Source organism: Nocardia sp. FBN12 (genome assembly GCF_050320175.1).
In the GTDB taxonomy this organism is placed as follows: Bacteria; Actinomycetota; Actinomycetes; order Mycobacteriales; family Mycobacteriaceae; genus Nocardia.
Genome location: NZ_CP190048.1, coordinates 561,386 through 588,107, shown reverse-complemented (window position 1 = coordinate 588,107; position 26,722 = coordinate 561,386). Strand labels below are relative to the sequence as shown.

At 67.2% G+C, this 26,722-nt stretch carries 28 protein-coding genes; 12 read left to right on the top strand and 16 right to left on the bottom strand.

Annotated elements, in window-relative coordinates; all coding sequences use genetic code 11:
* The first annotated feature begins 12 nt into the window (after nucleotides 1–12).
* On the top strand, nucleotides 13–1,443 hold the full coding sequence (locus tag ACQHI0_RS03085) for a cutinase family protein (RefSeq protein ID WP_427906419.1): 1,431 nt from the start codon (nucleotides 13–15) through the stop codon (nucleotides 1,441–1,443).
* A 96-nt stretch (nucleotides 1,444–1,539) separates the two neighbouring features.
* Here ACQHI0_RS03085 and ACQHI0_RS03080 read toward each other — a convergent pair whose 3' ends face one another.
* The 12 genes from ACQHI0_RS03080 to ACQHI0_RS03025 all read right to left on the bottom strand — a co-directional run bounded on the left by ACQHI0_RS03080 (nucleotide 1,540) and on the right by ACQHI0_RS03025 (nucleotide 13,982).
* The gene (locus tag ACQHI0_RS03080) at nucleotides 1,540–1,956 is read right to left on the bottom strand and encodes a hypothetical protein (RefSeq protein ID WP_427906418.1); all 417 of its coding nucleotides are present in this window, start codon (nucleotides 1,954–1,956) and stop codon (nucleotides 1,540–1,542) included.
* Between the two features lie 93 nt (nucleotides 1,957–2,049).
* Nucleotides 2,050–2,958, bottom strand: a complete 909-nt coding sequence (locus tag ACQHI0_RS03075; RefSeq protein ID WP_427906417.1) for a hypothetical protein — start codon at nucleotides 2,956–2,958, stop codon at nucleotides 2,050–2,052.
* 319 nt (nucleotides 2,959–3,277) lie between these two features.
* Nucleotides 3,278–3,583 (bottom strand): hypothetical protein, encoded by a 306-nt coding sequence (locus ACQHI0_RS03070; protein ID WP_427906416.1) that lies wholly within the window; start codon nucleotides 3,581–3,583, stop codon nucleotides 3,278–3,280.
* 53 nt (nucleotides 3,584–3,636) lie between these two features.
* Nucleotides 3,637–3,954 carry a hypothetical protein gene (locus ACQHI0_RS03065; protein WP_427906415.1) on the bottom strand — a complete coding sequence of 106 codons (318 nt, stop codon included), beginning with the start codon at nucleotides 3,952–3,954 and terminating at the stop codon, nucleotides 3,637–3,639.
* Nucleotides 3,955–4,080: 126 nt separating this feature from the next.
* Nucleotides 4,081–5,874, bottom strand: coding sequence for a VWA domain-containing protein (locus ACQHI0_RS03060; RefSeq protein WP_427906414.1), 1,794 nt, complete (start codon nucleotides 5,872–5,874; stop codon nucleotides 4,081–4,083).
* A 45-nt stretch (nucleotides 5,875–5,919) separates the two neighbouring features.
* Nucleotides 5,920–6,216 carry a hypothetical protein gene (locus tag ACQHI0_RS03055; protein WP_427906413.1) on the bottom strand — a complete coding sequence of 99 codons (297 nt, stop codon included), beginning with the start codon at nucleotides 6,214–6,216 and terminating at the stop codon, nucleotides 5,920–5,922.
* 59 nt (nucleotides 6,217–6,275) lie between these two features.
* Complete coding sequence (locus ACQHI0_RS03050) at nucleotides 6,276–7,460, bottom strand: AAA family ATPase (protein WP_427906412.1); 1,185 nt, start codon at nucleotides 7,458–7,460, stop codon at nucleotides 6,276–6,278.
* A gap of 738 nt (nucleotides 7,461–8,198) precedes the next feature.
* Nucleotides 8,199–9,980, bottom strand: a complete 1,782-nt coding sequence (locus ACQHI0_RS03045; protein ID WP_427906411.1) for a BTAD domain-containing putative transcriptional regulator — start codon at nucleotides 9,978–9,980, stop codon at nucleotides 8,199–8,201.
* A 3-nt stretch (nucleotides 9,981–9,983) separates the two neighbouring features.
* Nucleotides 9,984–10,727, bottom strand: coding sequence for a hypothetical protein (locus ACQHI0_RS03040; RefSeq protein WP_427906410.1), 744 nt, complete (start codon nucleotides 10,725–10,727; stop codon nucleotides 9,984–9,986).
* Nucleotides 10,728–10,810: 83 nt separating this feature from the next.
* Nucleotides 10,811–11,941 carry a lipase family protein gene (locus ACQHI0_RS03035; protein ID WP_427906409.1) on the bottom strand — a complete coding sequence of 377 codons (1,131 nt, stop codon included), beginning with the start codon at nucleotides 11,939–11,941 and terminating at the stop codon, nucleotides 10,811–10,813.
* Complete coding sequence (locus ACQHI0_RS03030; protein ID WP_427906408.1) at nucleotides 11,938–13,176, bottom strand: cutinase family protein; 1,239 nt, start codon at nucleotides 13,174–13,176, stop codon at nucleotides 11,938–11,940. Before ACQHI0_RS03030 ends, ACQHI0_RS03035 begins: the two co-directional genes overlap by 4 nt.
* Nucleotides 13,173–13,982 carry a hypothetical protein gene (locus ACQHI0_RS03025; RefSeq protein WP_427906407.1) on the bottom strand — a complete coding sequence of 270 codons (810 nt, stop codon included), beginning with the start codon at nucleotides 13,980–13,982 and terminating at the stop codon, nucleotides 13,173–13,175. The genes ACQHI0_RS03030 and ACQHI0_RS03025 overlap by 4 nt, the downstream gene beginning before the upstream one ends.
* Nucleotides 13,983–14,723: 741 nt before the next feature.
* Here ACQHI0_RS03025 and ACQHI0_RS03020 point away from each other — a divergent pair.
* From ACQHI0_RS03020 to ACQHI0_RS03010, 3 genes are all read left to right on the top strand, one after another.
* The gene (locus tag ACQHI0_RS03020) at nucleotides 14,724–15,572 is read left to right on the top strand and encodes a helix-turn-helix domain-containing protein (RefSeq protein ID WP_427906406.1); all 849 of its coding nucleotides are present in this window, start codon (nucleotides 14,724–14,726) and stop codon (nucleotides 15,570–15,572) included.
* A 183-nt stretch (nucleotides 15,573–15,755) separates the two neighbouring features.
* The gene (locus ACQHI0_RS03015) at nucleotides 15,756–16,529 is read left to right on the top strand and encodes a hypothetical protein (protein ID WP_427906405.1); all 774 of its coding nucleotides are present in this window, start codon (nucleotides 15,756–15,758) and stop codon (nucleotides 16,527–16,529) included.
* A gap of 414 nt (nucleotides 16,530–16,943) precedes the next feature.
* Entirely contained in the window at nucleotides 16,944–18,116 is a 1,173-nt protein-coding gene (locus tag ACQHI0_RS03010) for a hypothetical protein (RefSeq protein WP_427906404.1), read from the top strand.
* Here ACQHI0_RS03010 and ACQHI0_RS03005 read toward each other — a convergent pair.
* The 4 genes from ACQHI0_RS03005 to ACQHI0_RS02990 form a co-directional block, all read right to left on the bottom strand.
* Complete coding sequence (locus tag ACQHI0_RS03005) at nucleotides 18,034–18,771, bottom strand: HAD family hydrolase (protein WP_427906403.1); 738 nt, start codon at nucleotides 18,769–18,771, stop codon at nucleotides 18,034–18,036. The genes ACQHI0_RS03010 and ACQHI0_RS03005 overlap by 83 nt on opposite strands.
* Nucleotides 18,772–18,832: 61 nt before the next feature.
* Nucleotides 18,833–19,279, bottom strand: coding sequence for a hypothetical protein (locus tag ACQHI0_RS03000; RefSeq protein ID WP_427906402.1), 447 nt, complete (start codon nucleotides 19,277–19,279; stop codon nucleotides 18,833–18,835).
* Nucleotides 19,280–19,311: 32 nt separating this feature from the next.
* Nucleotides 19,312–20,148, bottom strand: coding sequence for a hypothetical protein (locus tag ACQHI0_RS02995; RefSeq protein ID WP_427906401.1), 837 nt, complete (start codon nucleotides 20,146–20,148; stop codon nucleotides 19,312–19,314).
* The gene (locus ACQHI0_RS02990; RefSeq protein ID WP_427906400.1) at nucleotides 20,135–20,725 is read right to left on the bottom strand and encodes a hypothetical protein; all 591 of its coding nucleotides are present in this window, start codon (nucleotides 20,723–20,725) and stop codon (nucleotides 20,135–20,137) included. The genes ACQHI0_RS02995 and ACQHI0_RS02990 overlap by 14 nt, the downstream gene beginning before the upstream one ends.
* A gap of 777 nt (nucleotides 20,726–21,502) precedes the next feature.
* On the opposite strand from ACQHI0_RS02990, the gene ACQHI0_RS02985 reads away from it, so the two are divergent.
* The 8 genes from ACQHI0_RS02985 to ACQHI0_RS02950 all read left to right on the top strand — a co-directional run bounded on the left by ACQHI0_RS02985 (nucleotide 21,503) and on the right by ACQHI0_RS02950 (nucleotide 26,722).
* Nucleotides 21,503–21,889, top strand: coding sequence for a DNA-directed RNA polymerase subunit beta (locus ACQHI0_RS02985; protein WP_427906399.1), 387 nt, complete (start codon nucleotides 21,503–21,505; stop codon nucleotides 21,887–21,889).
* Nucleotides 21,890–22,278: 389 nt separating this feature from the next.
* Nucleotides 22,279–22,569: a hypothetical protein gene (locus tag ACQHI0_RS02980; RefSeq protein ID WP_427906398.1), complete on the top strand. Its 291-nt coding sequence runs from the start codon at nucleotides 22,279–22,281 to the stop codon at nucleotides 22,567–22,569.
* Nucleotides 22,570–22,647: 78 nt separating this feature from the next.
* A complete protein-coding gene (locus ACQHI0_RS02975; protein WP_427906397.1) occupies nucleotides 22,648–22,806 on the top strand; it encodes a hypothetical protein in 159 nt (52 codons plus the stop codon).
* A 205-nt stretch (nucleotides 22,807–23,011) separates the two neighbouring features.
* Entirely contained in the window at nucleotides 23,012–23,614 is a 603-nt protein-coding gene (locus ACQHI0_RS02970) for a Scr1 family TA system antitoxin-like transcriptional regulator (protein WP_427906396.1), read from the top strand.
* 110 nt (nucleotides 23,615–23,724) lie between these two features.
* The gene (locus ACQHI0_RS02965; protein WP_427906395.1) at nucleotides 23,725–24,519 is read left to right on the top strand and encodes an SAM-dependent methyltransferase; all 795 of its coding nucleotides are present in this window, start codon (nucleotides 23,725–23,727) and stop codon (nucleotides 24,517–24,519) included.
* 236 nt (nucleotides 24,520–24,755) lie between these two features.
* Nucleotides 24,756–24,896, top strand: coding sequence for a hypothetical protein (locus ACQHI0_RS02960; protein ID WP_427906394.1), 141 nt, complete (start codon nucleotides 24,756–24,758; stop codon nucleotides 24,894–24,896).
* A gap of 57 nt (nucleotides 24,897–24,953) precedes the next feature.
* Nucleotides 24,954–25,646, top strand: coding sequence for a 6-phosphogluconolactonase (locus ACQHI0_RS02955; RefSeq protein ID WP_427906393.1), 693 nt, complete (start codon nucleotides 24,954–24,956; stop codon nucleotides 25,644–25,646).
* Nucleotides 25,647–25,648: 2 nt separating this feature from the next.
* A complete protein-coding gene (locus tag ACQHI0_RS02950) occupies nucleotides 25,649–26,722 on the top strand; it encodes an ROK family protein (protein ID WP_427906392.1) in 1,074 nt (357 codons plus the stop codon).

The window sequence follows — 26,722 nt, the reverse complement described above, 5'->3', positions numbered from 1 at the left end:
CGGAGAACCCTCATGCACCACAACCACACTCAAACCACCCGCCGCGCCGCATGTATGGCACTGTGCGCGGCCGTCGCCGCGACCACCGTGACCGCCGGTGTCGCTGCCGCAGAACCCACACCGGGCCGCAACGGGGCGCAGTGCCCGCGCTGGACCACACTGCTGGTGCCGGGCACCTACGAGACAACCCCCACCGCCACCGGGCAGGCCATGCCCGGGATCCTCACCCAGCTCGGGCAATCACTGACCACCCGCTACGGCAGCGACATCGAGGTCCGCACGCTCGCCACGACGACGACCGGTGCCGGTTCGGTGAGCGGAGCAGAACTCACCGCGGCGGTCTCGGGGCTGTGCTCGGACACGCGAGTCGTTTTGGCCGGCTATGGCCAAGGCGCCGAGGTCACCGGCGACCTCGCCACCAGCATCGGCAACAGTAAGGGCCCGATCCCGGCCTCCCGAGTCGTGGCAGTCGCGCTCGTCTCCGACCCGCGCCGCGACCCCACCACCACCCAGCTCGGCAACTCGGTCGCCGGGCAAGGTGTCACCGGCTCGCGATCGCAGAGCTTCGGCGAGCTGGCCGAGCGTGTCCGCACGCTCTGCATCGAAGGCGACAGCTACTGCTCGACCACCGCCGAGTCCTCGCCGGTCCTCGCCGCGATGAACCGTGCACTCGCCGCCACCTCGGCCACATCCACTCCGGCCCCGACCACCACCGCCTCCCCCACGACCACAACCTCAGCGAAGGTCCCCACCATCACGACGAGTGCGCCGACTATGACGACCTCGACCGGGCAGCTCAGCGCGTCACAGATTCTCGCCCAAGTGGTCACCGTCCTCAACGGGCTCGCGAGCTTCACCGCGAACGTGCCCGCCATCGTCAACGACCTCGCCCAACTGCCGGGCCTGCTCACCGCAGCGGATGTGCCTGGCCTGCACCGAGTCTCCGGCGACCTCAACAACCAGTTCAGCCCGCTCGTGCAGATGGCCGCCGGACTCGACCTGCGCCTGGTCGCCCGCGCACTGAAGCTGGCCGCCCCCTTGGACACCACCGGCGCGGCAACGATCGCCGCCGAGATCGTCGGTGTCCTGGCCGGACTCGACATCTCCCGCATCGCCACCGGCATCGGCCAAGCACAAGAGATCGCCTGGACCGCCGCCGAAACCCTCGCCAAAGGCGACCCCGTCACCGCCTTCCTGGCACTGACCGGGCTGGCACCGATTGCGGCCGATCTCCTCTCGGCCACCGCCAGCGCGTTCACCGGCACCACGTTCCCCGCGCTCACCCAGACCTACAACACCGCCACCACCGGGGCCGACATCACTACCGGTACCGGCACCGCCCCCCAGGACGGCGACACGGCCGTGTTCGACGCCACCGGCTACGACACCGCCGCGCCCGTGCTGATCGACTGGATCGCCGGGTCCATCGACCGCACGAAATAGCCACCGCCACACAGTGACCCACAATGCACAGCGAGACGGCCGATGGTGCCGAGCGAATTGCTCGGCACCATCGGCCGTCTCAGTCGGTAGCCGGGGTCAGGAGATCAGGGGCGGCACGGCGCGCGGTGTGAACGCGCCCGGGGAGCCCGTAGTGCGGAACCGCCACAACGGCAACACATTCCGCATCACGTCCGACACCGGGGCCGGGGTCGCCTCGACAACCGCCCGTGCGGCGCTGTCGGCATTGGCGTAGGTGTTGCTGACCAGCGGCCCCGACAGGATCCGCACGGAACCGGTGTACGGGAAGAAGTCGCCCTCGGTCCGGTAGAGCCGGTAGCGCAGCACCACCGGCACCCACGGCACCAGAGCGGGTTGCACCGGCATGCTGAGCTCATGCACGGCCTCGGCCGCGATGTCGCGCCACAGTGCGAGGCTGTCGGGGGCCTGTCTGGAGTTGGCGAACACCCGGTACAGGGATGGGGCCAGGATGGCGGGGGTGGGAGTGACGTACATGGTTGAGCACCTTTCTCAGCAGATACATTGAGAGGCGCGGTGTCGGACTCCCCGGAGGTTCGAGCTCCGGGGATTCCGGCATCGCCCCATTTGTCAGGACGCGAGGGTGAATTTCTTGGGGACCGTGCTGGTCTGGCGAGCGGTCTCGTCTTTGGTCAGCTTGACCAGGGCGTTGTGGACCGCGCCGCTGGACCGTTCGAGGGCCTTGCCGATCTGGTGTGGAGTGAACTCCTCTCCTGGGTTGTCGCGCAGGTAGTCCTCGACCTGTCCCCGCAGCGCACCGGCGGGCAACCGCTCCAGCGTCGACTCCGCGTCGGCCGCTGCCGGTTCGGCGGGCGGTGTTGGTGCCACCGGGGCCGGTTCGGCGGGATCGTCGCCCGTGGGGGCAGCTGCCGCCGGTTCCGGTGCGCTGTCCGGCACGGGGTCGGCCGGTGCCACCTCCTCGTCGGGGTCGGCCGGGTCGAGCGAAACAGGTTCCGGCGCGGCGGGTTCCGGCGCAGCGGGTTCCGGCGGGGCAGGCTCCGCCGAGTCAGGTTCCGGGGCCACCGGTTCCGGCGCGGCGGGTACTGCCGGGCCGGGTTGCGGGTCGACCGGTTCGGCGGCGGCGGGTTCGGGCGCGGCCGGTTCCGGGGTGGCCGGTTCCGGTTCGGCGGCTACGGGTCCGGCCGGTTCGGCGACGGGTTCGGGCGCGGCCGATCCGGCGATGAACCAGGTTTTTGCGGCCCGGGGCGTTTCCGGGTCGGTGTAGGACCGCACCGCACGGGCCGATTCCCACCCCGTCAGCAGACGGCGGACCGTCGACACCGCGATCCCCGCCGTGTCGGCCAGCGCGGCGGTGGTGCTGCCGGGGTTGGTGCCCAGCGCCGCCCACAATGCCCGGGTGGCCGGTTTGCGCAGCACGGGCACCACCGTCGAACCGTATTCCGGGGCCGGTGCGGCGGTTTCGGGGACGGGTGCGGCCGGTGCCGTGGGAGCGTTCGCGGTGTTCTTCCTTTTGGACATGGGGGGATTCCTTCCAACAGTGGGTTTCGGTGAATTCGTGGTGTCCCGGCCGGGACGGAATGCCATTCCGGTCGGGGCGAATTCCCCGGAGGCGGTGGCGTTCCGGGTTCCATGGACGCTCGATACGGTGTCCGATGTCAAGCGGAACGTGAAAACAAATTCCGGTCCCGAATTCCTCTCTTCCATTTCTGGAATGCCAACGGCACGAGAGGAATTCGACTTGCGCGCAATTGTTGTGGCAGCGCGAGAGCCACTCGCGCCGACCTCGCCGCGGGCGAGTAGGCGGACCGAGCACGAGGCCGGTCGAGGGTCGTGCCCACTATGAGTCGGCCTCGGCGGACCGGGTGGCTTCGGTGGGCTGTACGTCGAGGGCCTCGCGTAACCGTCGCCCGCCGCCGGTCAGGTCGTAGTGCACGAGGTGGTCGAGTTCCCAGCTCTCAGCGCACTCGATACAGAGGGTGTAGCCGTGGTTGCAGCGGGAGGGGTTGCCCACCAGCAGGATCCGGCCGTAGGGGTCCTCGCTATCGCGCAGCCTCACCAACACGTAGGCGTTGCCGCTGAGTTTGGCTCCGGGTTTGATCACGCCGTACTCGTCGTGGCTCTGGGTGTTCTTCATCTCGCGCATGGATGTCTCCTGTTCGCGGTTCGGTATCGGGTTCGGTTGTGTCGCTGGCGTGTTCATCGAGTCAGGTGCTCGTGCAGGGGGCCGGTGGTGCGGTCGAGCCACACGCTCACCGTGTGCCCGGCGTGGCTGGCGCGCAGCCGGTTCACCGCACCGGTGGCGTAGGCGGCGATGTCGTCAGGGTGCACGAGGTGAACGCGCGGGATGGCGAGCCGGTCCGTGCTGCCGGTCACGTGCGCGACGGTGTACATGCCGCGTTCGTCGTGTGAGCCGGGGGCGTAGATGACGAACTGGTCGCCGGTGACGGGGTTGGCGGCGGCGTAGAGGGTGTCGAGTGCGGCCGTGGTGGGGATCGGGTGGGCCTTGCTCGTCATGTCGTGTCCTGTCGTCGGTGCCCGTGCGGGCGGGGTGGTGTTGGGGCGAACAGTGGGGGCGGGTGGTGGTCGCGGTCCCCGGTCCTGGTGCCCCGGGCGCGGTTTCGCGCCCGGGGCAACACGGGGCTAGGTGCCGCGCACAGCGGCAGTAGCGGCGCGGCCGATAGCGGCGGCCGTGGTGGCCGGGTCGGTGATCAGGTGCACGTTCACCCCGTTGAGCGGGTTGGGGCCGCTGTCGGCCGGTGCCAGCCACAGCACCGCGCACCCGGCGGCGCGCAGCTTGTCGAGGTGTTGCTGGGCGCGGCGTCGTTCGCTGCCGGTGTAGTGGCCATCGGAGATGACCACCAACAGCCGGGTCGCGCCCGGGTAGGCCAGATCGAGGCCACCGTTGAGGGCTTCTACCGCGATGTCGAGGGCGTGGTAGCCATCCGGGCAACTGAATTCGGTCACTCGCGCGGGTGCGGTGCCCGGGTAGGTGATCGGTTTGACCGAGGCCCCGAACGTCACGGTCGCGGTCGTAGCGGGCATGGTGGCCAGCTCCGCCGCGCGGGCGATGATCCACGCGGCCGAGGCCACGGGGGTGGCGTAGTCGCCCATCGACGAGGACACGTCGCAGGCGATGCCGACTCGCAACGGCGGTAGGGGAACGGTTTTGCGGGTGGTGCGGGTGAACGGTTCGGCGGTCGGCATCGCCCCGGCCGCGCGTTGGGCCTCCCGGGCGAGCGCGCCTCGCATCCGCAACCGGCCCGGCGGCAGCGCGGAGGTCGTTTTCACCGTGGCCCGTTCGCGGGTGGCGGCGGTGTTGAGGGCGCGAGCCAGTACCCGGGCGGCGGTGTGCTCCTCGGGGCGGGCGTCACGGGTCCGTCGTCTGCTCGCGGTCCAGGCCCGGCGCGCCCCGGAACCGAACACCTTGCCTGCTTGCGCGGCAGCGTCTTTCGCCTGTTGTTCGGCGGCCTGGCGCGCGGCCTCGGCGACCTCGGCAGGGTCTGGCTCTACCGGGGCGGCGGCGACCGCTTTGCCGACGTTGGTCACCGTGTCACCGATCGCGACCCCCAATGGCGAGGACGGTTCGGGGTCGGCGTGGGGGTCGGGGCCGACCAGGTCGAGCCAGCGCGCCCCGAGTTCGAGCATGGCGGCGGCGTCGGTGTCGGCCACGGTGTGGGCCTCGCGCCAGATCGCCCGCAATTTCTCGAGGGTGTCGGTGCCCAGGATGGCCTCGATCGCGGTGGCGGCGGGCGCGCACTCGCCATCGTCGAGGATCCCGCCGTCCAGGCGGGCCAGGATGAGGGCGGCGTTGCGAGCCGCGTGGTAGGGCACCGGGGGAATCTGGGCGGCGGCGATCGCGCCGCCGTTGTCGCCGATCACGATCTCGGTGGTGCAGGCACGCAACCAATGCCGGTCGTCGGGGCGGCGGCGTATCTGGGCGGCCTCGATCCGGGATTCCTCGAGCAGCGTCGCGGCCTCGAGGACCCCGGGGTGCGCTACCGGCGGCGCGGTCCACACCGAGTGTTGGGCGTGGGCGCACTCGTGGACCAACGCGCCCCACACCGCCGGGTACCGGTTGCGGTCGCTGGTACGTTCCGGGCGGGCAGTAGCCGGGTCGATTTTGAGGCGGGTGCCATCGATCTCGATGGCACCCCAGCTCGGCACGAACGCCGCCGGGTGCCCGAAAGCGGCACCCGGGGCGATGGTGACGGTTAGGTCGTCGCGGTCAGCGATCGGCGGGGCCTCGGCGGTCATAGCCGCCGAGAGCGTGGCCCACCCGCCGGTGACAGGCACCGACGCCGAGGCGGGTGTGGGTGCCGGGGCAGCGGCAACGGCGGCGGGTGTCGAGGTGGCGGGTGCGGTTGCCGGGGCGGAGGGTGCCGTGGTGGCAGGGGCCGGGGCGGTTGTCGGGGCGGGGGCGGGTGCTGTGATCACGTGGCCGGTCATGGCGGGCAGTGCCTTTCGTGGGCGGGCGGGTAGTCAGCGGCGAGGGCGCAGGGGCATTGGTTCGAACGTGTCCGGGTCCGCGTGTAGGGCAAGGAATCGCGCCTCGTCACCGATCGCGCGCCGGGCGATCGGCGCGAGGGCGGTGACCTTGCTGATCGCCATCGAGACCCGTTCACCGCGAGGTGGGTCCTGCAGCTGTAGTCCGGCGGCGAGGTTGAGTCGCGCGTGTTCTGTCTGTCGGGCCAGCACGGCCAGCTCGTCGCGCAGGTCGCGCACGGCGACGATGTAGTCGTGAATCGCGAGGGCCTCGGTGAGGGTGCGTTCGGTCATGTCGGGGGTCCTTTCCCGGGATCAGTGGTGGTGGTGGTGGATTGAGGCGCGTTGGCAGGTCAGAAACGGGGGCCCAGAGACAGGGGCTCGTGGCTACGGCCGCACACGGTTTTCACCACGGCGGCCACGACATCGCGGTCCTCTTCCGGCGCGGCCCCTACGAGGTTGGCCAGGGCGGTGGCCTGATCGGTGGCGGCGGCGATCTTGCGGAACGCGAGCAGCTCGCGCAGCTGCGGTGCCCACCCGACCTCGCCTTTGGCCTGCCGGGCAGCCAGCTCGCGGGCTACTTTCACCGCGCGCCGTTCCACACCGAGCTGGGCGGCGAGGTCGTAGTCGCTGCCCACCTGCACCTGGAACGCGAACCGCGAGGCGAGCGCGTCCGACAGGATGGCCCCGTGCACGCCGGGGTTATGGCCTGCCACCACGAAGAAGCCGGGCTCGGCTTTGATGACCTCGCCGCCGTTGGCTTTGATCACGATCTCTTTGCGCCCGTCCATCGCGGGGTACACCGCTGAGAGCACGGTCGGCGGGATGAGGGTCGCGTCGTCGATGAACAGCACCCGACCCTCACGCATGGCCCGGACCATGGGCCCGTGCACGAAAACGAAAGTGCCATCTGACTTTTGGGTGTACTCGCCCACGAGATCGGCGACCGTGGTGTCCCCGTCGCCCTGCACTGTCAGCAGGTCCCCGTAGGCGGCCTCGATGAGCGAGGTCTTGCCCGTTCCGGGCGGCCCGTACAGCAGCACCGGAACCTCGGCCGCCCGCATCGTCACCAACACATCGACATCGGCGCGCCCGGCCAGCTGGCGCACGTGGTAGTCCTGCCCGTTCGGCCGGGCCACCGTGTTACCCGTGCGCGCCGGTGCAGCCGGGGCGGCGGCAGTGACCGGGGCCGGTTTGGCGGTTTTCGGTGCCCGGGGGCGGCGGGTGGCCGGTTTCGCCGCCGTACCCGCCGCCGGGGTTGCCGGGGCCGGTGCGGTGGCAGCGGTGGCGGTGGCGGTATTGGCGCGGTAGCGGCGCGGGGTGGCCGAAGTACGGTCGGCGTGCCCGGCTGCGGCCAGTGACTCGAGGGCGTTGCCAACCGCCCCGGAGGATCGGTTGAGACCCTTGGCGATTTCGCGGGGGGACTGTTCGCGGCCCGGGTCGGCGGCCAGTGCAGCGGCAACCATGCGCCGCAATTCCCCGTTGGGCAGACGACCGGCGGCCGGTGCAGTGGTGGCGGTGGCGGGTGTGGTGGGCATTGCAACTCCTGGAAAATCAGTTCCGAATTCGTGCGCCGTTTCGGCATAGGTGCGGCACGGCGGCCATTCGGATTTCTGCGAATTTCCCGGCGAATTCCGGGGACGGTTCGACGCTAGCTCGACCTCGAACGGGCTCGCAACCCCAAAAGTGCGCGAATTTCCCGGAATTATTCCGGACAACGGCGAGCCCGGCAGTGCAATACGGACATGAAATGCGCACAGTAATGCTTAGGCGCGACAACCAGCTGCCGACCAAATGAATGGAAAGGAATCAAAAGATAAAAGACGAATGATAAAACGGGGAAGGAATCGGAATGGATCAGCAGGAGCAGGACACGAACCGGATGCCGAAGACAGGCATGGACGGACCGGCAACGCATGTCTATACAGCTTTGTGTATAGACAATCCCGGCTGCTATCCGCCCGGATAAACCGCTTCCCACCTGCCGGTCTGCCGGGCACGGGTGGGTCGTTTTGATCCGCCCACCGAGTAGGGCACGGAACCTCACCATCGAACGATGCACGGATTGATTTTCATCGAGCCACCCAGGCCGCAGAATATCCAACCCCTGAAAATTGGCAGAATTCTCCGCAGCGGAAACCTGGCCATTTCAACAACTTCGACAGAGTTTCATGATTGCCACAACCCGCCATTTTCGCCATTTCCGGAATGGCGGTAAATGCGATCACCACGTTAATCGATCGACGGCGAAACGGGAACACCCGGCCTATGTCTATCTATTTCGGGGCGTGGCGGAGACGTTCGAGGAGCTGGCGGGTTTCGAGACTCGGAGTCTGGCCGATCTCGGCGAGTGTGTGGGTCAGGAGTGTGTAGGTGCGGGTAAGTGCGGCCTTTTCGCCGAGGCGGGCATGGAGCCGGAGAATGTCTTGCCAGACCGATTCGTTGTAGGGGTCGTTCTCGACGGTTGTCTCGAGTATTCCCAAGGTGGCGTGGGGGTCGTTTTCGGTGTTGCGGGTGGCCAACCAGCTCAAGGCGTTCAGGGAGGTGCGCCGCGCTGATTCGCGCAGTGCTTCGACCCAGGTGTCGGTGAGGTCGCTGGCTAGTTCGCTGGTGGCCAGGTCCGCGATGCGGCGGGCGGCGTCGGCCTGCTCGGCGTCGTTGCTCGCGCGGCGGCGCGCGGCGACCGCGCTGGTGAAGTCCCAGTAGTCGACTCCCAGTAGCAGGTCCGACAGCTGGAGCCTGTCGTCGGCGAGGACGCTGGTGATCTGGCCACCGGTGGCGGCAGTGATCGCGGCGCGCAGGCGGCTCAACGTGTTGGCAAGCGCACTACCGCCCCGCTGGCTAGGGCGCTGGCTCCACAACCGTTCGATCAACTGTTCGCGCGGGAGTCCCTCGGGATGCAGGGCGAGCACGGTCAGCAGCTCGCGGATACGCGGCTGTAACTGCGAAGTGATCTCCACGCTCTCACCAGTTTCGGGCTTGCGCCAGAAGATCCGGGTGGGCCCGAACACCCGCAACCGCAGCGCAGGCTCGGCCGGTGTCGGCATCGGCAGCGGTGCGGAGTCCGCGATCTCGGTCTCGAGGTTAAGGCTGGACTTCGCCGCGGCGAGGTCGTCCTCACCGGTGTGGCCGGCATCCTCGGCCGCCTCGACGAGCACAGGCTCAGAAGCCGGTGGCGGAGTGCTGGGCTCGGCCGGTTCCACCAGCACTGGCTCCGGCGGCCGAGGTCGCGAGGCGGGCATAGGTCCGCCGTCGATGCTGTAAATCCTCGGCCCACCGTCGTCACGACGGCTCGGGCGGTTCTGGCGGGGCGTGTGCGGCTGGGCGAGGCGGTCGCGGCCATTGGCGCGAAGCTGGATTTCCACGTCGCTGATGATGAGGCGAGCGGGTGAGATCAGGTGCCGCCGTGTGCGGCGGCCCTTCAGGAGCGCCTGGGAAGCGGCGCGCGAGGCGGGCAAGGTACCCAGGACCGGAAACCCGATCGCGGCGGCGTAGGCGCGGTTGGCACCGATGAGCACGATCCCTCGGGGCCGTCTGCGGCGGGTGAGATCGAGGATGCGTTGCGCGGCAGGCTCGGGGTCGATGTGCTCGGCGCGCACCACGAACAGGCAGGCATCGGCAGCGGCGATGACCGGATGCGCGGGCGAATCCGGCTCGGGCACACCACAATCGGCGAACACGGTCGCCACGAGTGCCCGCCAGCTGCCATGCGGATCAGTGAGCAATTCGGCGGCTGGAAGGGCTCGCGTGGGGTCGTGGTGTGGTGGCGCGGCAAGCAGCGCTTCGCCGCCGGGCAGTCGCTGCACATGCCGCGCCAGGATGTCCGGGGTGATGGGTTCGCCGGGGTTGGTCCTGCGGGCCATGCTCCCCAGCCCGAGATACGGGTCAGCGCCGACCATCTCGGCGAGCTGCCCACCCAACGGGTCGGCTTCCACGATCAGGGCGGTCTCCGGGCCGGGCCAGGAGTGGGCGAGTGCGACGGTGGTCGTGGTGGTTCCGGCGCGGGGGCTCAGTCCAGCGACGGCGATCAGTAGTGGCGCCTGTGAGCCTGTTCTCATGCCCTATCCCCGTTTCTGGAAGTTGGAGATCAACAGCGCGGTGCCGGTCTCGGCGGGTCGGGTGTTGATCAGCTGGAGGTAGTCGATGCGTTTGCGATCCGGGTGCAGCTCGGCGATGTGAACGTTCGCGGTACTCGGGGTGATCGGGGTGATCGCCACACAGTGCCGGGTACCTGGCGGGATGCTCGCGATCCCCGCGGCGAGAGCCTCAGCGGTGATGCCAGTCTCGGGCCCGAGCAGTCCCGTCGCCTTCCCGGCATCGCGATCGATGTAGTAAGCCGCTTCGAACGAGGCAATCAGCCCTTCCACAGTGCTCGGGTCACCGGCGCGGTCGGTGACCACCGTGCCCGAGAGCCCGGCGCAGGGACCCTGTGCCGTCGTGGTTGGGCTCGGCGGTGCGGCGGTGGCCTGCACCTGCTGGCCGGTATCTCCGGTGTCGCCGGTCCCGACCGTCAGGACACCGGCCAGCAGGGCGACGGTGGCCGCTAGGGCGGCCCAGGCTACGACCGGCATCCGGTATCGAATGCCGGTCCACCATCCAGACATCGTGTCGATGGCGGCCGTGCCGGGAGGGTCACCGAGTGCGACGAGCCAGTCGTCCTCGGGCGAGGGTGACTGGTCGGGTTCGTCGACGTCGGGGCCGGTGTCCTGGCCAGCAATGTTGTGGAGGTCGGGTTGGGAGTGGGGTAGCTCGACCCATGCTTCGGCGTCGCCGTCATCGGGTGGATTTTGGGGGTACCTCGCCATTCAGCTCGCCTCGGATCGGGAAAGGCTCCGGGGGCCTGCCCGCACCCCGGAGGGGTGGGGCGCGGGCAGGTTCCCCGGAGGGGTCATGGGCGGCTCGTGTGCTCGCTTCCGGTCTCTGCCGGGGTGAGCGAGGTCGCCGGCCGACTCGTGAGGTCCTCGCCGAGCCGGGCCAGGACATCGCTGACCGCGAGGTGGGCGGTGGAGCGGTGATCGGCCTCGTACTCACGCCAAGACACGATCGCGCCGCGCTGCCGGTAGGCGATGAGCGTGCGCCGACCAGCGCGCACGGGCACGACGAGGTCGAGCTCACCGTGATAGAGGTGCAGCGGCATGGGCGGTTTGGTGTGGGCGAGCGTTTCGAGCGCCAGCACTCGCCGCCACCAGTGATCGTTCCAAGGGTCCGCACCTTTGGTCCAATGCGCCAATGGTTGCGGGAACCTCTCTCGCAGTTCGACACCGGTGAGCTGTTGTGCCTCGGCGACCGCTTTCAGCCCGGCCTCGCTGAGCACGTGACGCAGCGGGAGCTGGTCATAGGCACGGGCGAGCCCGATGAACCCAGCCAGTCCCAGTCCCGCGACCGCACCCTCACTGATCGCCGAGGCCACGGCCACCAGATCGGAGACGACAGCTCCGGCGGCGATGCCGCGCAGGTCCACTTCGGGTGCGTACCACGGTTGCAGTTCCCCGGCAGCGGCGGCGACCCGTCCTCCGTCGGCGTATCCCCAGGCCACGACGGGGGCGACGGGCAGATCGAGGTTCGCACCCCGATACACAGCTCGAGCTAGGTCGAGCACGGCCCTGGCCCCGTCACGTGCCGCGAGGAAAGTGTGTGGCCCGGTTGCTACGCCGAGTCCTTGCCCGTCTGGGATGGCGACCACCCACCCTCGCTCGAGGGCCGCTTCGATCGCGTAGGTGTCGGGTTCGGTGCCGGTGGAGAGGAGTTGCGAGGGCGCGCACACTCCCGCGAGCCCGCGAAAAGGTGGGCAGTACATCAGGATCGCGGTCTTGCCGGGCTCGGCGGTGGCTTCGGGGATCAGCACGATCGCCGAGGCGGGCAGCAGTTGCCCGCGTGAGCCGGTGGTGACGTAGATGACCTGCCAGGCCCCGGCTGCCCCGGCGAGTTGGGAGGCGAAGACGGGCCTGGTGCGGACGAGGTCGCCGGGCCGGGCACCGTCGCGCAGGATCGGTGTTTGGTAGAAGTCGCTGAATTTCACTGGTATCTCCCGGCGAGGTCGTAGGCGAGGGCGGTCATCCACGCGACCGAGCTGGCGAGTTGCCCGGTCGCGTGATAGCTGGTGTGGCGTGCGGTGGTATCGGCGTAGCGAAGCAACACCGTCGGATCGAGCAGATCGGCGTTGTCGGCGACCAGCTGGCCCCACGCGGCCGACAAACGTGCGGCGAGGTTTGGCAACTGGGTGAGCGGGTTTGCGGCTACCACGGCGGTGATCTGCGCCCACTTCGCTGACGCTGCGGCATTGTCCGCAGGGCCCGGAGCGGGCGTGCGGGAGTCGGCGGCGTCGGTGAGGCGCTGGGCCAGACTCGCTGCGGGCACGTAGTCGACGAACCCTGGACTGATCGGGAAGTCGTTGAGCACCACGGTCGTCCAGGCGTCACCGAGGGTGGAGGACAGCAGCGACTGGATCGAGCCGAGCGCAGCGATCGGGTCTCGCAAGTCGGCCTGGGCAGCGAGCTGGGCCGACATCCGCAATAGTGCGGCGCGATCGGGTGCCGAGCAACTGAGGTCACCTTCGACGCAGATGTCGGCGACTCGGCCGGTCAGCGCGCCGTAGTCGATGCCCGAAGTGGTGGCGATTCCGCCACCAGAGGCGGGCGCGGTGGTGATCGCTACTTGCGATACCGCTGCCCCGCTTGTGCCGGGGGCCGGGTCCGGTGTCGTTTGTCCGGGGCGGCCGGGGATCACCGGTGAGCCCGGCGCGCGTTGCGGATCGGAGAACAGCGCGATCCCCGCGACCCGTCCAGGATCGACGGGGCCTTCCCCGGCCCCGACCGCCTGAGCGAAAGACGAAACCACCTGCGCGCCTTGGGAGTACCCGACAGCAGCCAGGGCAGTGCCGGGGCAGTCGGCATCGATCCGCCCAGCAGTATCGGTGAGCCCGGCCAGGCCCGCGCCCGCCGACACCGCGTAGGGGTCGGTCCCGCCACCGGTGCCGACCGCACCGCCGAACGAGGCTGGATAGCCGATGTAGCTGCGCGCCACCAGATGTGGTGCGGCAGCCACCACCGGGCCGAGCAGCTGCCCGAGCATCCCGCTGTCAACCGTCTCAGAGGCGCCCGGCGAGGACTCGCTGGTGCCCTGCACCCCGAGCACCCACAGCGCCGGGCAGCTCGGCCCCGCCGGAGACGGTTGCGCGACAACGGTGCCCGGCGCGCAGAGGCTACCGGCGAAGGTGGCCAGAACGGCTGCGGTGAGGACACGGCTGGCGGTCATGGCTGGCCCACCCCTGCGCCCGCACCGAAGCCAGCACCGACCGTGCCGCCGACCAACGCGCCCACGGCCGCAGCTGGCACACCGGCCACCAGCGCGCCCGCGACCGCCCCGGCCGCCGCACCGATTGCCGTACCGGCCACGCCGGAGGTAATCGTCCCGATCACCGGGATCGCCACCACCGTTCCGATTGCGGCCCCGGCGATTCCACCGACCGTGCCGCCCGCCAGCGCACCCACCGCCGCACCGGCCACTGCGGCCGGGGCACCGGTTATCGTGCCGCCGATCGCGCCACCGGCCCCGGCACCGGCGACCGTGGCCCCGGCCACCCGATCCGAACGCCCGGCCGGGAGCCCGACCGAGTCCAGGAACGTCGCGGCCTGGGCTTCCAGGTCGGCGGCGACGGTGTTGATCGTGTCGCCGACCTCGGGCGGCAGCCATTCCGGGTCGGGGAATTGTGCCGTCCCGATCCGGATCGTGTCCGGCGGTGGCTCGATCGGCGCGACCGGTTCCACCGGCACCGGAGTGTGTAGCTCGAGCACGTACACCGGCGGCGCGGGCTCGGGTGAGGGAGCCGGGCGCGGGGACGGGCCGTTGCGGACCTCGGGTGGCTGCTCGACATACACCGGTGGCTCAGGCTCCGGGGCCGGAGGCGGTGCGGGAGCCTGGGTTCCGGGTTGTGCAGGAGCTGTGACGCCGGGCTGGTCCGCGATCGGGGCCAGCGGTGCCATCGCGCTCGCGGGCTGGGTGGCTAGCATCATCAGCACCGGCACGGCACCAGCGGCCACTAGGCGGCCACTCCACAGCATCCGCCCTCCGTAGGGCAGACGAGGGCTGCGGGCCGGGTGGCAGCCTTGCACCGGGAGCGCGACAGCGACCGACGATGTATTCCCATTTTTGGGCATGACAAATAACCCTTCAATGAAGGTGGAAAAAGAACAGGGAAAAGACCAGGGAGAAGACTAGGAATTGCGCGAATTTGCGACAAATTCCCGTGTCTCCCGGCTGTGGATCGCAGCCGGGAGAGTCGGGCTCTCGATTCTTCTAGCCTGCGAGAACCTGTTGGCCGATCAGAAGAACGGCAGCACCTGTACCGCGATCGCCAGCGCATTCGAGACTAGCGACGCACCAGCGCTGAGTACCGACAAAACTGTGTAGAGGTCCATGATTTCCCTTTCGGAGGAGGTTGGGGTACCTCACCATCACAGCCCCGAAAACCAGTGCAGCGCTACCCTTTCGACTGGTAAAAATTGTGGTACCACTCCGGTTACCACCCCGCCGACAGCGGGTGGCCTGCGCCGATCGGCGAAACTGGTAAGAAAAGTGTCAGATAAGAAAATTTCCGGGGCCTGTCCCCCCGCCAAAAGGACACTCCGAATACCCGACACGCCCGACGCGGCGGTGGTAGCTAATTGTCAGCCAGGTCACAGCGAATTATTGGTGGCCGGACCGCTCCCTTTCTGGTACGAATTAATCAACTCGGGGGAGTCAACCCTTCAACCTAACTCCTGGTGGAGGGCAACGGAAGACCGTAGTAGGAGGGGCTTGATATGAACCGGAGGACCAACCCGACCAACGATCCGCGGCGAGGCCAGGGGCGCGCCGCATCCGAGCTACCTGACCTGGGCCGATGGGTGCGCAGGGTCCGCGAGCATCGCGACCTCTCCCGGCCCGAGGCCGCCGGCCTGCTCAAAATCAGCTACGAGCTGCTCAAGAAGATCGAGTACGGCACCGCCCCGTGCACCCTGCCGGTGCTCGAGCAGATGATCACCACCTACGGCCTGGATATGGCCCAAGCCCGCCACACCCGCGACCTCGCCCGGACCCCTGTGTCGCTGGACCCGGTCGAGGAACTGCGAACCCGACCCAGCGCTAGCGACCACCTCTCGACACTGAGCAGCCTCGACGAGCGCGGCCTCGTCGGCGCCTACATCGACCCCTTGTGGTCGTTGGTCCACGCCAACAAACGATTTCGCTCCGAGCTGCCCGGTATCGACTACTACGACGACAACGTCAGCTTGTGGTTCTTCCATCCCGACACGACCGCACACACCGCCGAATCCCTTGTCGTGGACTGGGATATCGCCGCCGCCTACCTGGTCGCGTCCCTGCGCGCCGCGTTCGGCATCTACCGTCAGAGCCCACAGGCACAGGCCCTGTTCGAGAAGTTGTGTGGTTCAGTCATTTTCACCGAGTTGTGGAACACCAGGCTCGGGGTCGCCTACGGCTACCAGACCGAGGAACCCCTCCGACTCTGCGAACCCGGCACCGGAGAGTTGTACTGCGTCCGGATCCACCTCGGTGCCAAGGGTCGTACACACCTCGGCACCAGAGACACCCCGGATCTCCGATTCTGCATGGGCTACCGCGACCCCTGCGACCCACCGACCCACCTCTGACCCGCCCCGCTCAACAACGACTCGTCTTAGCGAACACGCAGCGAGACAACCGAACACCGACACAGGAGCAGACAATGACCGCTGTCTTCACCCGCACCAGCCATCACGACGCCAAACCGGGACCTCGTGCCCAGCGCGAGGTGGACATCGTACTCATCCCACCGCACATGCGAGGCCAATGACATGTTCAACCCGCCTCTGCTACCCGGGATGCCCGACTTCCACGACTCGGTGGAATACCTGCGCCACAACCGCAAGCTATCCCGCGAATCCACAGCCCAAAAGGCTGGAATCAGCAGCACTCACCTCAACGAGATCATCTGGCAACGCAAGATTCCCGGCTCCACCGTGTTCGATAAACTCGTCTGGTTCTTCGGCTTGACACCCGCACAGCGGTGGCACCTGGAAGAGCTGATGCAGCCCTCCGGGCGTCTGCTGTCCACTGACGAACTGCGCCGCCGCCTCACCGATCAGGGAGTCCAAGCCCACCTCGACTACCTCGACCAGCACGAGGTCCTCGGCGGCTACGTGGACCCGCTCCAGACCGTCGTGCACGGCAACGAGGTACTCCACCGGATGATGCCCGGCCTTGGCAAGGTCGACCACAACGTCATTCGTTGGATGCTCACCCCCGCCGCCCGCGACCGCGTCTACGGCTGGCACGGCGAATTGCTTTACCTGGTCCGTAACCTGCGCACTGTGCTCGCCCGCTATCGCGACGATCCCCAGGCCCAAGAACTGTTCCACACACTGCGGAAAGACATCGCCTTCCGCAGCGCTTGGGACGGCACCCCGATGCAAGTCGCCTACAACTGGCCCCGCACAACACCGATGCGTCTGCGCGTACCCGGCATCAGACAACCGCTCGCACTCAATCTCGAGATCAACGAATACGGGGCATGCTCCACCGTCCTCATCGTCCACGGCCTCTACAGCACAGCCGCAATCGCTTGCTGAGAACACCTCTGCCGCATGGTAGTCACCTGCAACGTCGGTCCGGCCGCAGTCGAGATCGGGTTCGTCGACCGGATGCTGGTACAGATCGGGTCTTCAAGCAGCAGCGATCTGGACCGGCAGTAGTGGGGTACCGTTGGATCTATCGTTTGCATTTCCCAGGTCAGAGGCAGGAAAGTAGGGGCGGCGATGATACGAGGGCGGGGATGGACCGGCTTCGAAGCGGTTGCGCTGCAGGAAGCGATGCGAAAGTCGAACCGGGAGTTCGCGGCCCTGCTGGGTGTCGAGAAGACAACGATCAGTAATTGGCGTTCGGGACTGAGCGTGGTCACACTCCGACCCAGAACGCAAGAAATCTTGGACACAACCTACGCACAACATGCAACGACAGCAGACAGGGCTCGGTTCGATCAGATCGTGGCCGAAGGTGAAGCCGCGTGGAGATACCGACACCCCGCGTTCTCGCACGAGGCCACAGCACCAACGAAGGCCGAGCTCTCCGCCTCTCCTCTCAACGACTCTTTGCCGGTGAAGAACAATCCAGGGGTCGTCGCGGCATTCGATTTCAACACGACTTCGCCACTGAGACGATCGCGAGCGGCTTCGGAGAGGTCCCTGAGCAGCTTCGCCGCCGTCACTCGTCTATTGGCGGGCCAGCGTCAAAGCATTGCACCCGACGCGCTGATCGGCCCGATAGAAGCTCATCGAGACGCCGTCGCCGCCCTGTTTCGCGCTGCGACCGATGACCGCGTCAAGCAGCAAGCTGGGGCGCTGCTGGGCGAGGCATCCGTTGTGGCGAGCCGGGTGTGGAGCGCCATCGGTGACCGCGACATGGCGCTCACCCACTGTGCATTCGCCCGGAAGCTCGCGGACGAACTCCAAGACAAGACGATGAGCGGGATTGCGCGCATATTCGAGAGCAACCTTCGATCCGACGCTGCAACGTTGATCAGCTCGGACGGCGATGTCGTCATCGGGCTCCGAGTACTCAGGGAGGCCGCGAACTTCTCCGACTATCTGCCGCCCGCCGCGCGAGCACGGATCGGAGCCGAACAAGCGCAAGCCTACGCAGTGCTGGAACTCCGGGACGAATGCGAGCAAGCGCTGACCCGAGCACAACGTGCGGCCGACGACATCGATGACCATGACCGCGCCGGACTGTTCAGCGATTGGAACACCACCCGCATCCAGGTCTATGTCGGGACGTGCCGACTTCTCCTCGGCCAACCGAAACGAGCGATCGCCGCGCTCAACGAAGCCTTGGCGACGCCCGAGATGGACAGCCCCAACGTCGCTCTCGCCGCCCACGTTGACCTAGCCAGCGCGTACGCCCTGTCCGGCGAGCTCGAAGAAGGTTGCAGAGTCCTCGGCGAAACCTACGACGAGCTGGCGACGATGGGCAATCATCGCGGCATCGAGCGTGCACAACGAGCCATCGAAAGGATGGCTCCCTGGCAACATGAGAGGCCGGTCCTCGCGTTGCGCGAGCAGTTAGACAGCATTCCGGCTATCGATCGATCCCAACGGTCGACTGGATCGCTTGCGCCGAGCGGATCGCTTGCAACACCGCCTCCGGGTCCAACTCGCTGACGATCGCATCCGGCGAGTGCTCCGACAACTCTTCTCGCGTCAGTCGGTGCGCTACGGCAACAACTCCGAATCCAGCGTGTCGAGCGGTGGCGACATCGTTCGGCGCGTCGCCGATGATGACGGTTCGCCCGGGATCTATCGGGTGCCCGTACTTTGCTCGGAACCGGTCGGCGACGAACGCGGGCAGATCGAACCGGTCCCGCGCATCGGAGCCGAACGCGCCGATGTCCAGGTCCAGATGTGAGTCAAGGCCCGCAACCGAAAGCTTGAACTCAGCCGAAATCCGCAGGTTGCCCGTGAGGGCGGTCTGAACATATCCATGTTCGGCCAACGCGGTGATCGTATGGGCAGCACCGGGATACGCGGCCTGGTCGCGGGCTAGTTCCGCCGCACCGTCGGACATGACCTCCATCAGTACATCGGCGTACCGGTTGAAGCCATCTTCAGCCGCTTCACTGGTGACACCGGACGCGATTGCCGTGTCGACAACAATGGACTGGTCTGTGTAGCCGTGCACCCGTGACGGGGGAAAAACGACGGCGGACTCCTCGACGTCGTACGTGCGAGCCACGGCCCGTCGGAGCCAACGCAAGTCTGCCGGGATCAGCGTGCCGTCAACGTCCCAGACGATGAGTCCCGCCTGTGTCTCAACCATATTCACCGATCTTTCAGTTGGCGGTGCTCGGATACCGAAGGTGCATCAGCGGTTGGCATCGCTAGTCCCTCGCTGCGCCTTCTGGCCATACGATGTCGACCGGAACGCCGCGCTGTCGCGCCAGCGCGACCACGGTGCCGGTGCCTGCGCGCTGACCGTCATGGCCGTCCCAGACCGCGACCATCCGATCGACCCCCTGGACGAGCGCCTCGTTCGCGGCCTCGTAAGCTTCGCGGCCCGCACTGTCGAAGTCCATGACCCGCACCGTAGCGGCGCGGGCGACCAACGCATCAAACTGCGCAAGGTGGTCCGGCTTCACCTTTGCCTCGCGGTAGTCGATCGATGGCAACACCACCTCCAGCCGACCTCCGATGTCGAGGACGGCTTCGGCGAACACGCTGTCGGCACCCCTGGCGATGCAGGAGATGCCCACGAGATCGGGAATTCCGGCGAGCAGATCAGTGATCGCTTTCCGCACCAGGTCGGCTGTCGCGGCGGTGATGTTCATGTGTCCGGTGACGCTGATCCTCATGCTGCCCATCATGCCGGGGAGTGCACCAGTAGGCGCAGCATGTCCCGCAGCTCGGCCACTGGTCGGCTGGTTCCGCATTCGCCTGCGCGCTGGTACAGCTCCAGGGCTTTCGCCTGGACACGATGGGAACTGGTCCTGCTGACGTCCTCGATGGCGGCTTCGCCGAGGCGGAGAGCTTCGGCGTATTCGCCCTGGATGAGTCGGGCCTCGGCTATTCCGAGCCGATCCAGTGCGCTGGAACGCCATCGTTCGGGGCGCCGCAACGCGATGGCCAAGGTGATCGCTTGGGCGGCTTCGTCGGCGAACTCGGGCTCGGTTCGGGCGAGTTCGAGCAGGCGGCCACCGAGTGTGCCGGACAGTTCTGCTGCGTCGAAGTAGTGCATCCAGTAGGGGTCGTCAGCCGGGCAGGTATCGGCGAAGGCGGAGTGGGCCTTGTCGGCGGCGCGTTGGAATGCAGCTGGGCGCCCGAGTTTGGCGTATGCCCACGCTTCGCGGGTGTGGAGCAGTGCGCGGGTGGTCGGGGTGATCGACCGTCCGACGACGTCTTGGGCGAGGCGCACGAGTTCGAGGGCATCGTTCGCGCGGTCGCGGGAGTAGACGATTCGATCGACGCCGTTGCCCTCGGATTGCAGGGTCAGCATCTGGCGCGCGAGGCCGGCGAGTGCGTTGGCGAACAAGCTCGGGTCGTCGGCCTCACGCGCGGAACGGGCCGAGAGCATGTAGTAGCCCTGCGCGGTGTGCTGCTCGGCGGAGTCCCAGGACATGGTGGCCGCCGTTTCGGCGAGCAGAGCACGGATGTGGCCCAGGCGCTGACGTCGACCGGGGTTGGTTTCAGCAGCCACCATGTCGTTCACCTCGGACAACTGGACCGACGACGGCTTTGCGTCGCAATCCACCGCCGAACTTGTCGTCCCACTCACGAAACAGCCGGGCGGCATGCTCGAGTTCGTCGAGTTCCTGGGCGCCGGTGCCGGTGACGACCGGGACCGGGCGGGTGGTGCCGCGCTGTTGACGCAGCCAGCGTTCGAGAGGTTCGAGGAGATACGCGCCGACGACGACCCCGATGAGCGTTGTCCCGGCTTCGCGGCGATCCACGAGAAGGTCCTTCCGTGCGAGGTCGTCGGCGACGTCCTCGCACGACGCCTTCCAGATCGCCGGATCAGCGTCGATCTCGAGGGTGCCGGGCGCGAGTGCCCGCCGGGTTTGCAGTTGGTTGAGCTTTGCTCGCTGGCCTGGGGTGGCCGCGGTGAGGACGGCCTCTAGTCGGTCGGCGTGCTCGGGGCGGAGCGTGATCGTTTCCTGGCGCTTGCACCACTTCTTGATCGTGTTGATGTGGATGCTCGCGCGAACAGCGAAGCGTTCGTGCGACAGGTCCAGTGCTTCGCGCAAATCCGCCGCGTCCGCTCCTGTCCACTTCTTCATAGTCGACTCCTGGCCCCTCGCGAAAGGGATTGTGTACCAGCGTGTACCGGGCATGTACCGGCGCGTGTACCGCGTGTACCTACGTGGACTTCCGGGATTAATTGTCAACCAGCAAGGTTGTTTGTGCGCCCGGTACCGGTTTCACTCCGGCACTGGGCGGAATCAAATTTCCAGCGATTCAACCGTAGGCGGGTGGTCCAATGCTGGCCAGTCTCAGTTCATTTCAGGCGACGACACGTGTCCCTCACGTTATGGCTCCCCGTAGTTTCCAGGAGCTGGCCGGGAAATGCGACCAGTACGCCACCGGTAGGCCACCACTGTGCGGTTCCCGCCGATGCTGTGGGCGGGCCACGATTGGAACCAGAACCCGTTTCAGGGAATCCGTAGCGAAAACGTCTAACGGGTGCCCCTCGTTATTTGGAAGCGTCACCAGGGAGGCCCGCGCATGAGACACTCCGACGAGCTGAACCCGCAGCTTGCGGCGAGGCGTGCCCGGTCATCGGGCGGTAGCGTCAGCTCTTCCGTCGACTCGCTGCCCGTCGCTGAGGCTACTCACAACCAGTCGCGTGCCGAGCTTGTCAGAGCGCTCGAGGCGATGGCGTTAGCCGGGTTTCTCACGACTGCGCCCGCTGTAACCACGACCGAAGCCGCCGACACGGCGGACGTGACCGCGTCAGCTGGGGAGTGGCGGTGACCCAGACCAGCGCACCCAGGGCATGGACCGAATCGCCCCGCTCACGCTGCCAGTTCTATCGGAGCGTGTGCTCGCTGCCTACCGTGATCGACCCGGCCTCGGGGCGGATCATGATGCGGGCCGGTTTTGTCGGGGCGGTGATGATGCCGACCGAGCTGGCTCAGCGGGTCAAAACCAGTCTCGACCTTCGCGGTGTCGCGCCGTTGTCAATCATCGGTCACCCCCGCGCAGAAATGTGGACATACCTTGTCCGGGCCGACATTCAGCCGATCGGTGACCCCGCCGAGGTAGCTCGCTTGTGGAAGGCGCGAGTCGTGGTAATCCGCGATGGTGACATAGCGTTGCCGTCCCCGGTGCCGGACCCGCTGATGATTCGCACGTGGGTGTCCCCGGCCACCAGCGCTTTCCGTCCCTCGGGGACTGTGGTGATCGAATGCGCGCTATCGATCTTGAGGCAGACCGGGCAATGAACAACGGCGGCCGGTCACCTCGCCCTGACGAACCCGACGTTCGCCTTTCGGTCGAATTGGCCGGTGTGCGCGTGTATTTCGCCGCGTGCCTGACGGCCGCACTGGTGTTCGTCTGTGATGTGGCCGCCCGCCGTCCCGGCGCAGTCGCTGTCTATCCCGGCCACTGCGCCGGATTGCCCCGGCTTCCGAACGAGAAATTGTTCCTACAGCCCTGACCCGCGCCCAGCGCACCTTCCGACCGCCCGAATGACCTTGGCACGACGGCCCGGTGAGACCACACGACACCTCACCCGGGCTTGCCCCGCGCCAAGGCGGCCCCGGGAGTCGTTCCCAGCGACTGCCGGGGCCACCCCCAACCCCGCCACCCACACCGAAGGACCGATAAAACCATGTACGCGAAGTTCGACACCACCACTGCCTCCACCCCACGGTCACACCGCCACCGATGGATAGCGGCGGGAGTGCTGGTAGGGCTCGCCGCACTGGCAGTCGTCGCGGTGGTGACGGCCCCGGACGGGAGTGCGCAGCCGACCGGTTTCGCTTGCGAGGAAACCTCCGGACCCGACGTGGTCACCGGTTCCGGGCCCGGTGACACCACCAACGGCCCGGCCGCGATCCTGGGGTTCAATCACGCCTACTACGTGGACCGATCCGCCGAGCAGGGGCGCGCCGATTCCTGACAGCCGACTCCGCGATCGCCACTGGTGACCGGTTTGCAGACCGGGATCGACGCTGCGCCTACCGATACCCGCCACTGCGTGAGCATCTCACCGTTGACCACCGGCGGCGAGTCGGCGCAGTGGGCGGTGACCGTGGCCGAGTTCCGGCCCAGCACCGAGCCCTGGATCGCCCGACAGACGGTGACCACCCGCACTGTCGACGGGGTGACCCTGATCAGCGAGATCACCCTGGCCTGACACGGGGCCGTTCACACAGACCACCTGAATACCTCGGACCGAATCCGGCGCCCCTCCGAGCCGGTCGGGTCCGAGGGTGGGGAACGTCCCCGGACGCCGACCAACCTCCCGGCCTCCGGGACGCCTACCCGACCCACACGAACCACACCCGGTGGAACCCTCCACCGAATCCCAACCAACGAAACGACTTGGAGAGGTTAGAACCATGGTCAACACGAGCCGGTACGACACCACCGATGGCGGGCCGGAAACGTTGCAGCGCTTCCTGATCGCCAGCGAGTCCGACACCATCCATCAGCGCTCCTACAGCACCAAACTCCTCCCGGGACTGTTGCAGACCCACGACTACGCCCGTGCGTTCTTCGACAGATGCTCGGCCGTGATGGGTATGGCCGACGACAGCGAGGAGCTTGCGCTCGCGCGCCTGCAACGCCAGACCGTTCTCGACACGCCCGGGTACGAGTTCCACATGCTCATCGACGAGGCCGCGCTGCGAGTCACCGTCGGCAGCTGCGAGGTGATGACCACCCAGATCCGCCACCTGATGAACATCTTGACCGCTCGCGCACACGTCCGCATCGGCATCATCGCCCTCAACGCCGAATTCCTCGCCCCAGCAGACAGTTTCGACTTCAGCACCGCCACCGACTCCGACAACGAGCGAATCATCGATCCGTTCGAGAACACCGACACCGTCGAGCTGGTCGAGCGAACCTTCGACCTGCTCGCCACCACGGCCGTCTACGGCGAGGAAGCCCACGCCATCCTGGCCCGGGCGCTGGCCAGCCACACCGAGTCCGGCATCTGATCCATCCGACCGCCCGCGAGCCCCCGCAACAACCCGACGCCGTCATCCCTTGTCACGGCGACCAGGAGGTTTGTTCGGTGATTCGCGGCACCCTCCGGCGAGGACAGGACATGACAACCCCCAACGAGACAGTGCTGGACACCAGCCGCCCCAACACCGCCCGTGTGTGCAATGCGTTGCTGGGCGGCAAAGACCACTACGAGCTCGATCATGTGATCGCCAAGCCCCTTGTGGACAGCCAGCTCGCGACCGCCATGACCGAAGCGCGCCTCTTCGCGCGGCGCGCGGTCGAATACCTCAGCCACACGCATCAGGTGACCCAGATGGTCGAACTCGGCTGCGGACTCCCGCTACACCCCGACATCGGTGAGATCGCCAACCACGCAAGTGACACCGCCCGCGTCCTCTACATCGACAACGACCTCCTCGCCGCCACCCACTCCCGTGCCCTGCTGACCGAACCGAACAACGCCGTCGCCAATATCGACCTCACCGACACCGCCGCCGTCCTCGCCGAGATCACCGCGGTCATGGACTCCACCGCGCCTTTGGCGGTCTGTCTGTCCGGGACCGCTGAACTCCTCGCCGACGCCCCCGCCGTCCTCGACGCCCTGACTCGCCAGCTCCGGCCCGGAACCTGGATCGTGTTCAGCCACATCACCGACGACAACGCCGGAGACGACATCAGCAGCGCTGTCGCAGCTCTGGGCGACGCGGGCATCGCTTTTCACTCGCGCGACCGCGACACGATCACCACAATGCTGGCCCCCTACCGGCTCGTCGAACCCGGGTTGATCGCGCCGCACCGGTGGCGGCCCACCGATACCGAGCATGACACTCTGCGGCCCCTGCACCCCGGCACCTGGGACCTGGCCGCCTACGCCGCCATCGGCCAACTGCCGTAGCGCGAAAGGACACGAAACGATGGGTTGGGACCACGACAGCGACGACGAGTACGAGGGCGGCACAGAGCAGAGGCGTACTACGGACAGCTCGGGTTCATGCGCCGCGCCGGGATGACCGCGTACGTCGACAAGCTTGTCGCTGGTGGGCCACCTCCGCCCATGGCCGCGACGGCCCGATCGGGTGGCTGGTTTGGCATTAGCACCACCTGCCCACGCCTGAAGAACTCGCCCAGCTCGTGGACCGGCTGCTCGGTGCGGGGTTGATCACCGCCAGCCAGCTCAGCGCCCACACCTTGGCTCCCCACGACGCGACCCGCATCGCGACCTTGCGGGCACTGATTGCCGCCCGCACCGCCGACGACCATCCATCCGGATAGGGGGCATTCGACTTCGATCTTCGTCCCGGCTACGTCTCGACACCCAGGAGGTACCCAATGCCGCTGACATGCGCGGTCCACGAAACAGCAGCGGATCTGGCCTCGGCAGCAGCCGATCTGATTGCCACACATATCTATTCGGCAATCGACGCATCGGGAGAATGTCTCATTGCGGTGGCCGGTGGAACGACACCGGTCTTGACCTATCGAGAGCTGCGCAGACTCGATATCGATTGGGCCAAAGTCGTTTTTGTTCAGACCGACGAGCGGGTGACACCGCAGCCAACCGATCGATCCGCTGGGTCGATCGAGACTGCCCTGGGTCTGAGCGAACCGGGTCATCGCGCAACCTGGTGCCCGATTCTGGTGAGCGGGGACAGCCGGGAGACCGCTGCGGCATATGACGAACAACTTTCGCGAATGCGCGCCGAGGGCGTACCCGACATCGCGGTCCTCGGGTTGGGAACCGACGGCCACACGGCCTCGATCTTCGACCACAATCTCTACGAAGCACCCCTTCAGCGGGTGGTTGCCACGACCTATCAACGCGAGACGCGAGTCAGCCTCGGGTTGAACTATCTGCGGGCGGTGCCGACTCGAATCCTGCTGGCCACTGGATCCGGTAAGAGTGCGGCACTGGCGAAAGTCCTCACGCCCGCCATAGGCGCTGCTCCGGTGCCAGCCGCTGTCGTGCTCGGTGAGGACGGTTATGTCTTGGCCGACGCCGCCGCCCACCCAGGCCAGGCGTGAGAATGAGGAACGTAGCTGGCGATGGCCGTCCGGTGATCGTGTTCGATCTGGGCGGGACGTGGTGGCGTTGCGCAATTTTGTCCCCATCCGGTGTGCTCACCGATCACGACCGGCACCCGGCAGTGACCAAGGCCGGTACCGGGAGCAATACCGCCACACTGCGCGAGCTGATGGTGCAATTTCTTCTCGCCCAGACCCGTCGACTTCTCGAAATCCATCCCGGTGTCGCGGATGTGGGGATCTCGATCGGTGCCGCCACCAACGGTCACACCGGACAGATCCTGGCCAGTGCGCCGCTGTGGGGTGACAGCGCCGACCCCTTCGATCTGCGAGTAGTGCTGCGGGAGAACGAATCACGAGCCCGGTGGTGGGTGGTCAACGACGTGACAAGTCTCGCGATAGCGATCGCCAACAGGCGCGAGGTCCGGGAGTTGGGCGTGAAAACTGTTGCGGCGGTGACGGTCAGCAGCGGGATCGCCGCGCGCACCATCGACGTGGATTCCGGCGAGGTGGTCTTGGACCCGGTGCACGGGATTCAGGGCGAAATCGGTCATCTGCCAGCAGTTGTCACAGCAACACTGTCGACCGATCCGCCGGTGTGCGATTGCGGAGCTGTCGGCCACGTCTCTGCCATCGCGGCGGGCAAGGCGATCGACCGACAGCTCGCGCAGCTGGCGAGCATCTTGGGTGCGGACGCGACCACCGAACCATCACCACTGGCTCGCCTGTTTGCCGCGCTGGAGAACAACAATCCGCACGCCACAACGTTTCTCGACTCGGTGACCGCCCCGCTGGCGCGAGCACTGCTGTACCTGCTGACCATCGACGCCCGCATCGAGCACGTGTTCTTGTCCGGCGGGGTGGTCGACACACTCGCCGATCACTACATGAACAGCATGTACCGCTGTCTGGAAGCCGACGGTCTCTACCTCGTCTCCACTCACCAGCCCACCGTCTTTCGCGACCGGATCTCGCGGCTGGAATCCGATGGGCTCGATCCACTGCGCGGAGCGGGGCTTTTCGCTCGCGCGCAATCGCTACCGGCAACCGCCCGGCCTGGGGGAAGGAACTACTGA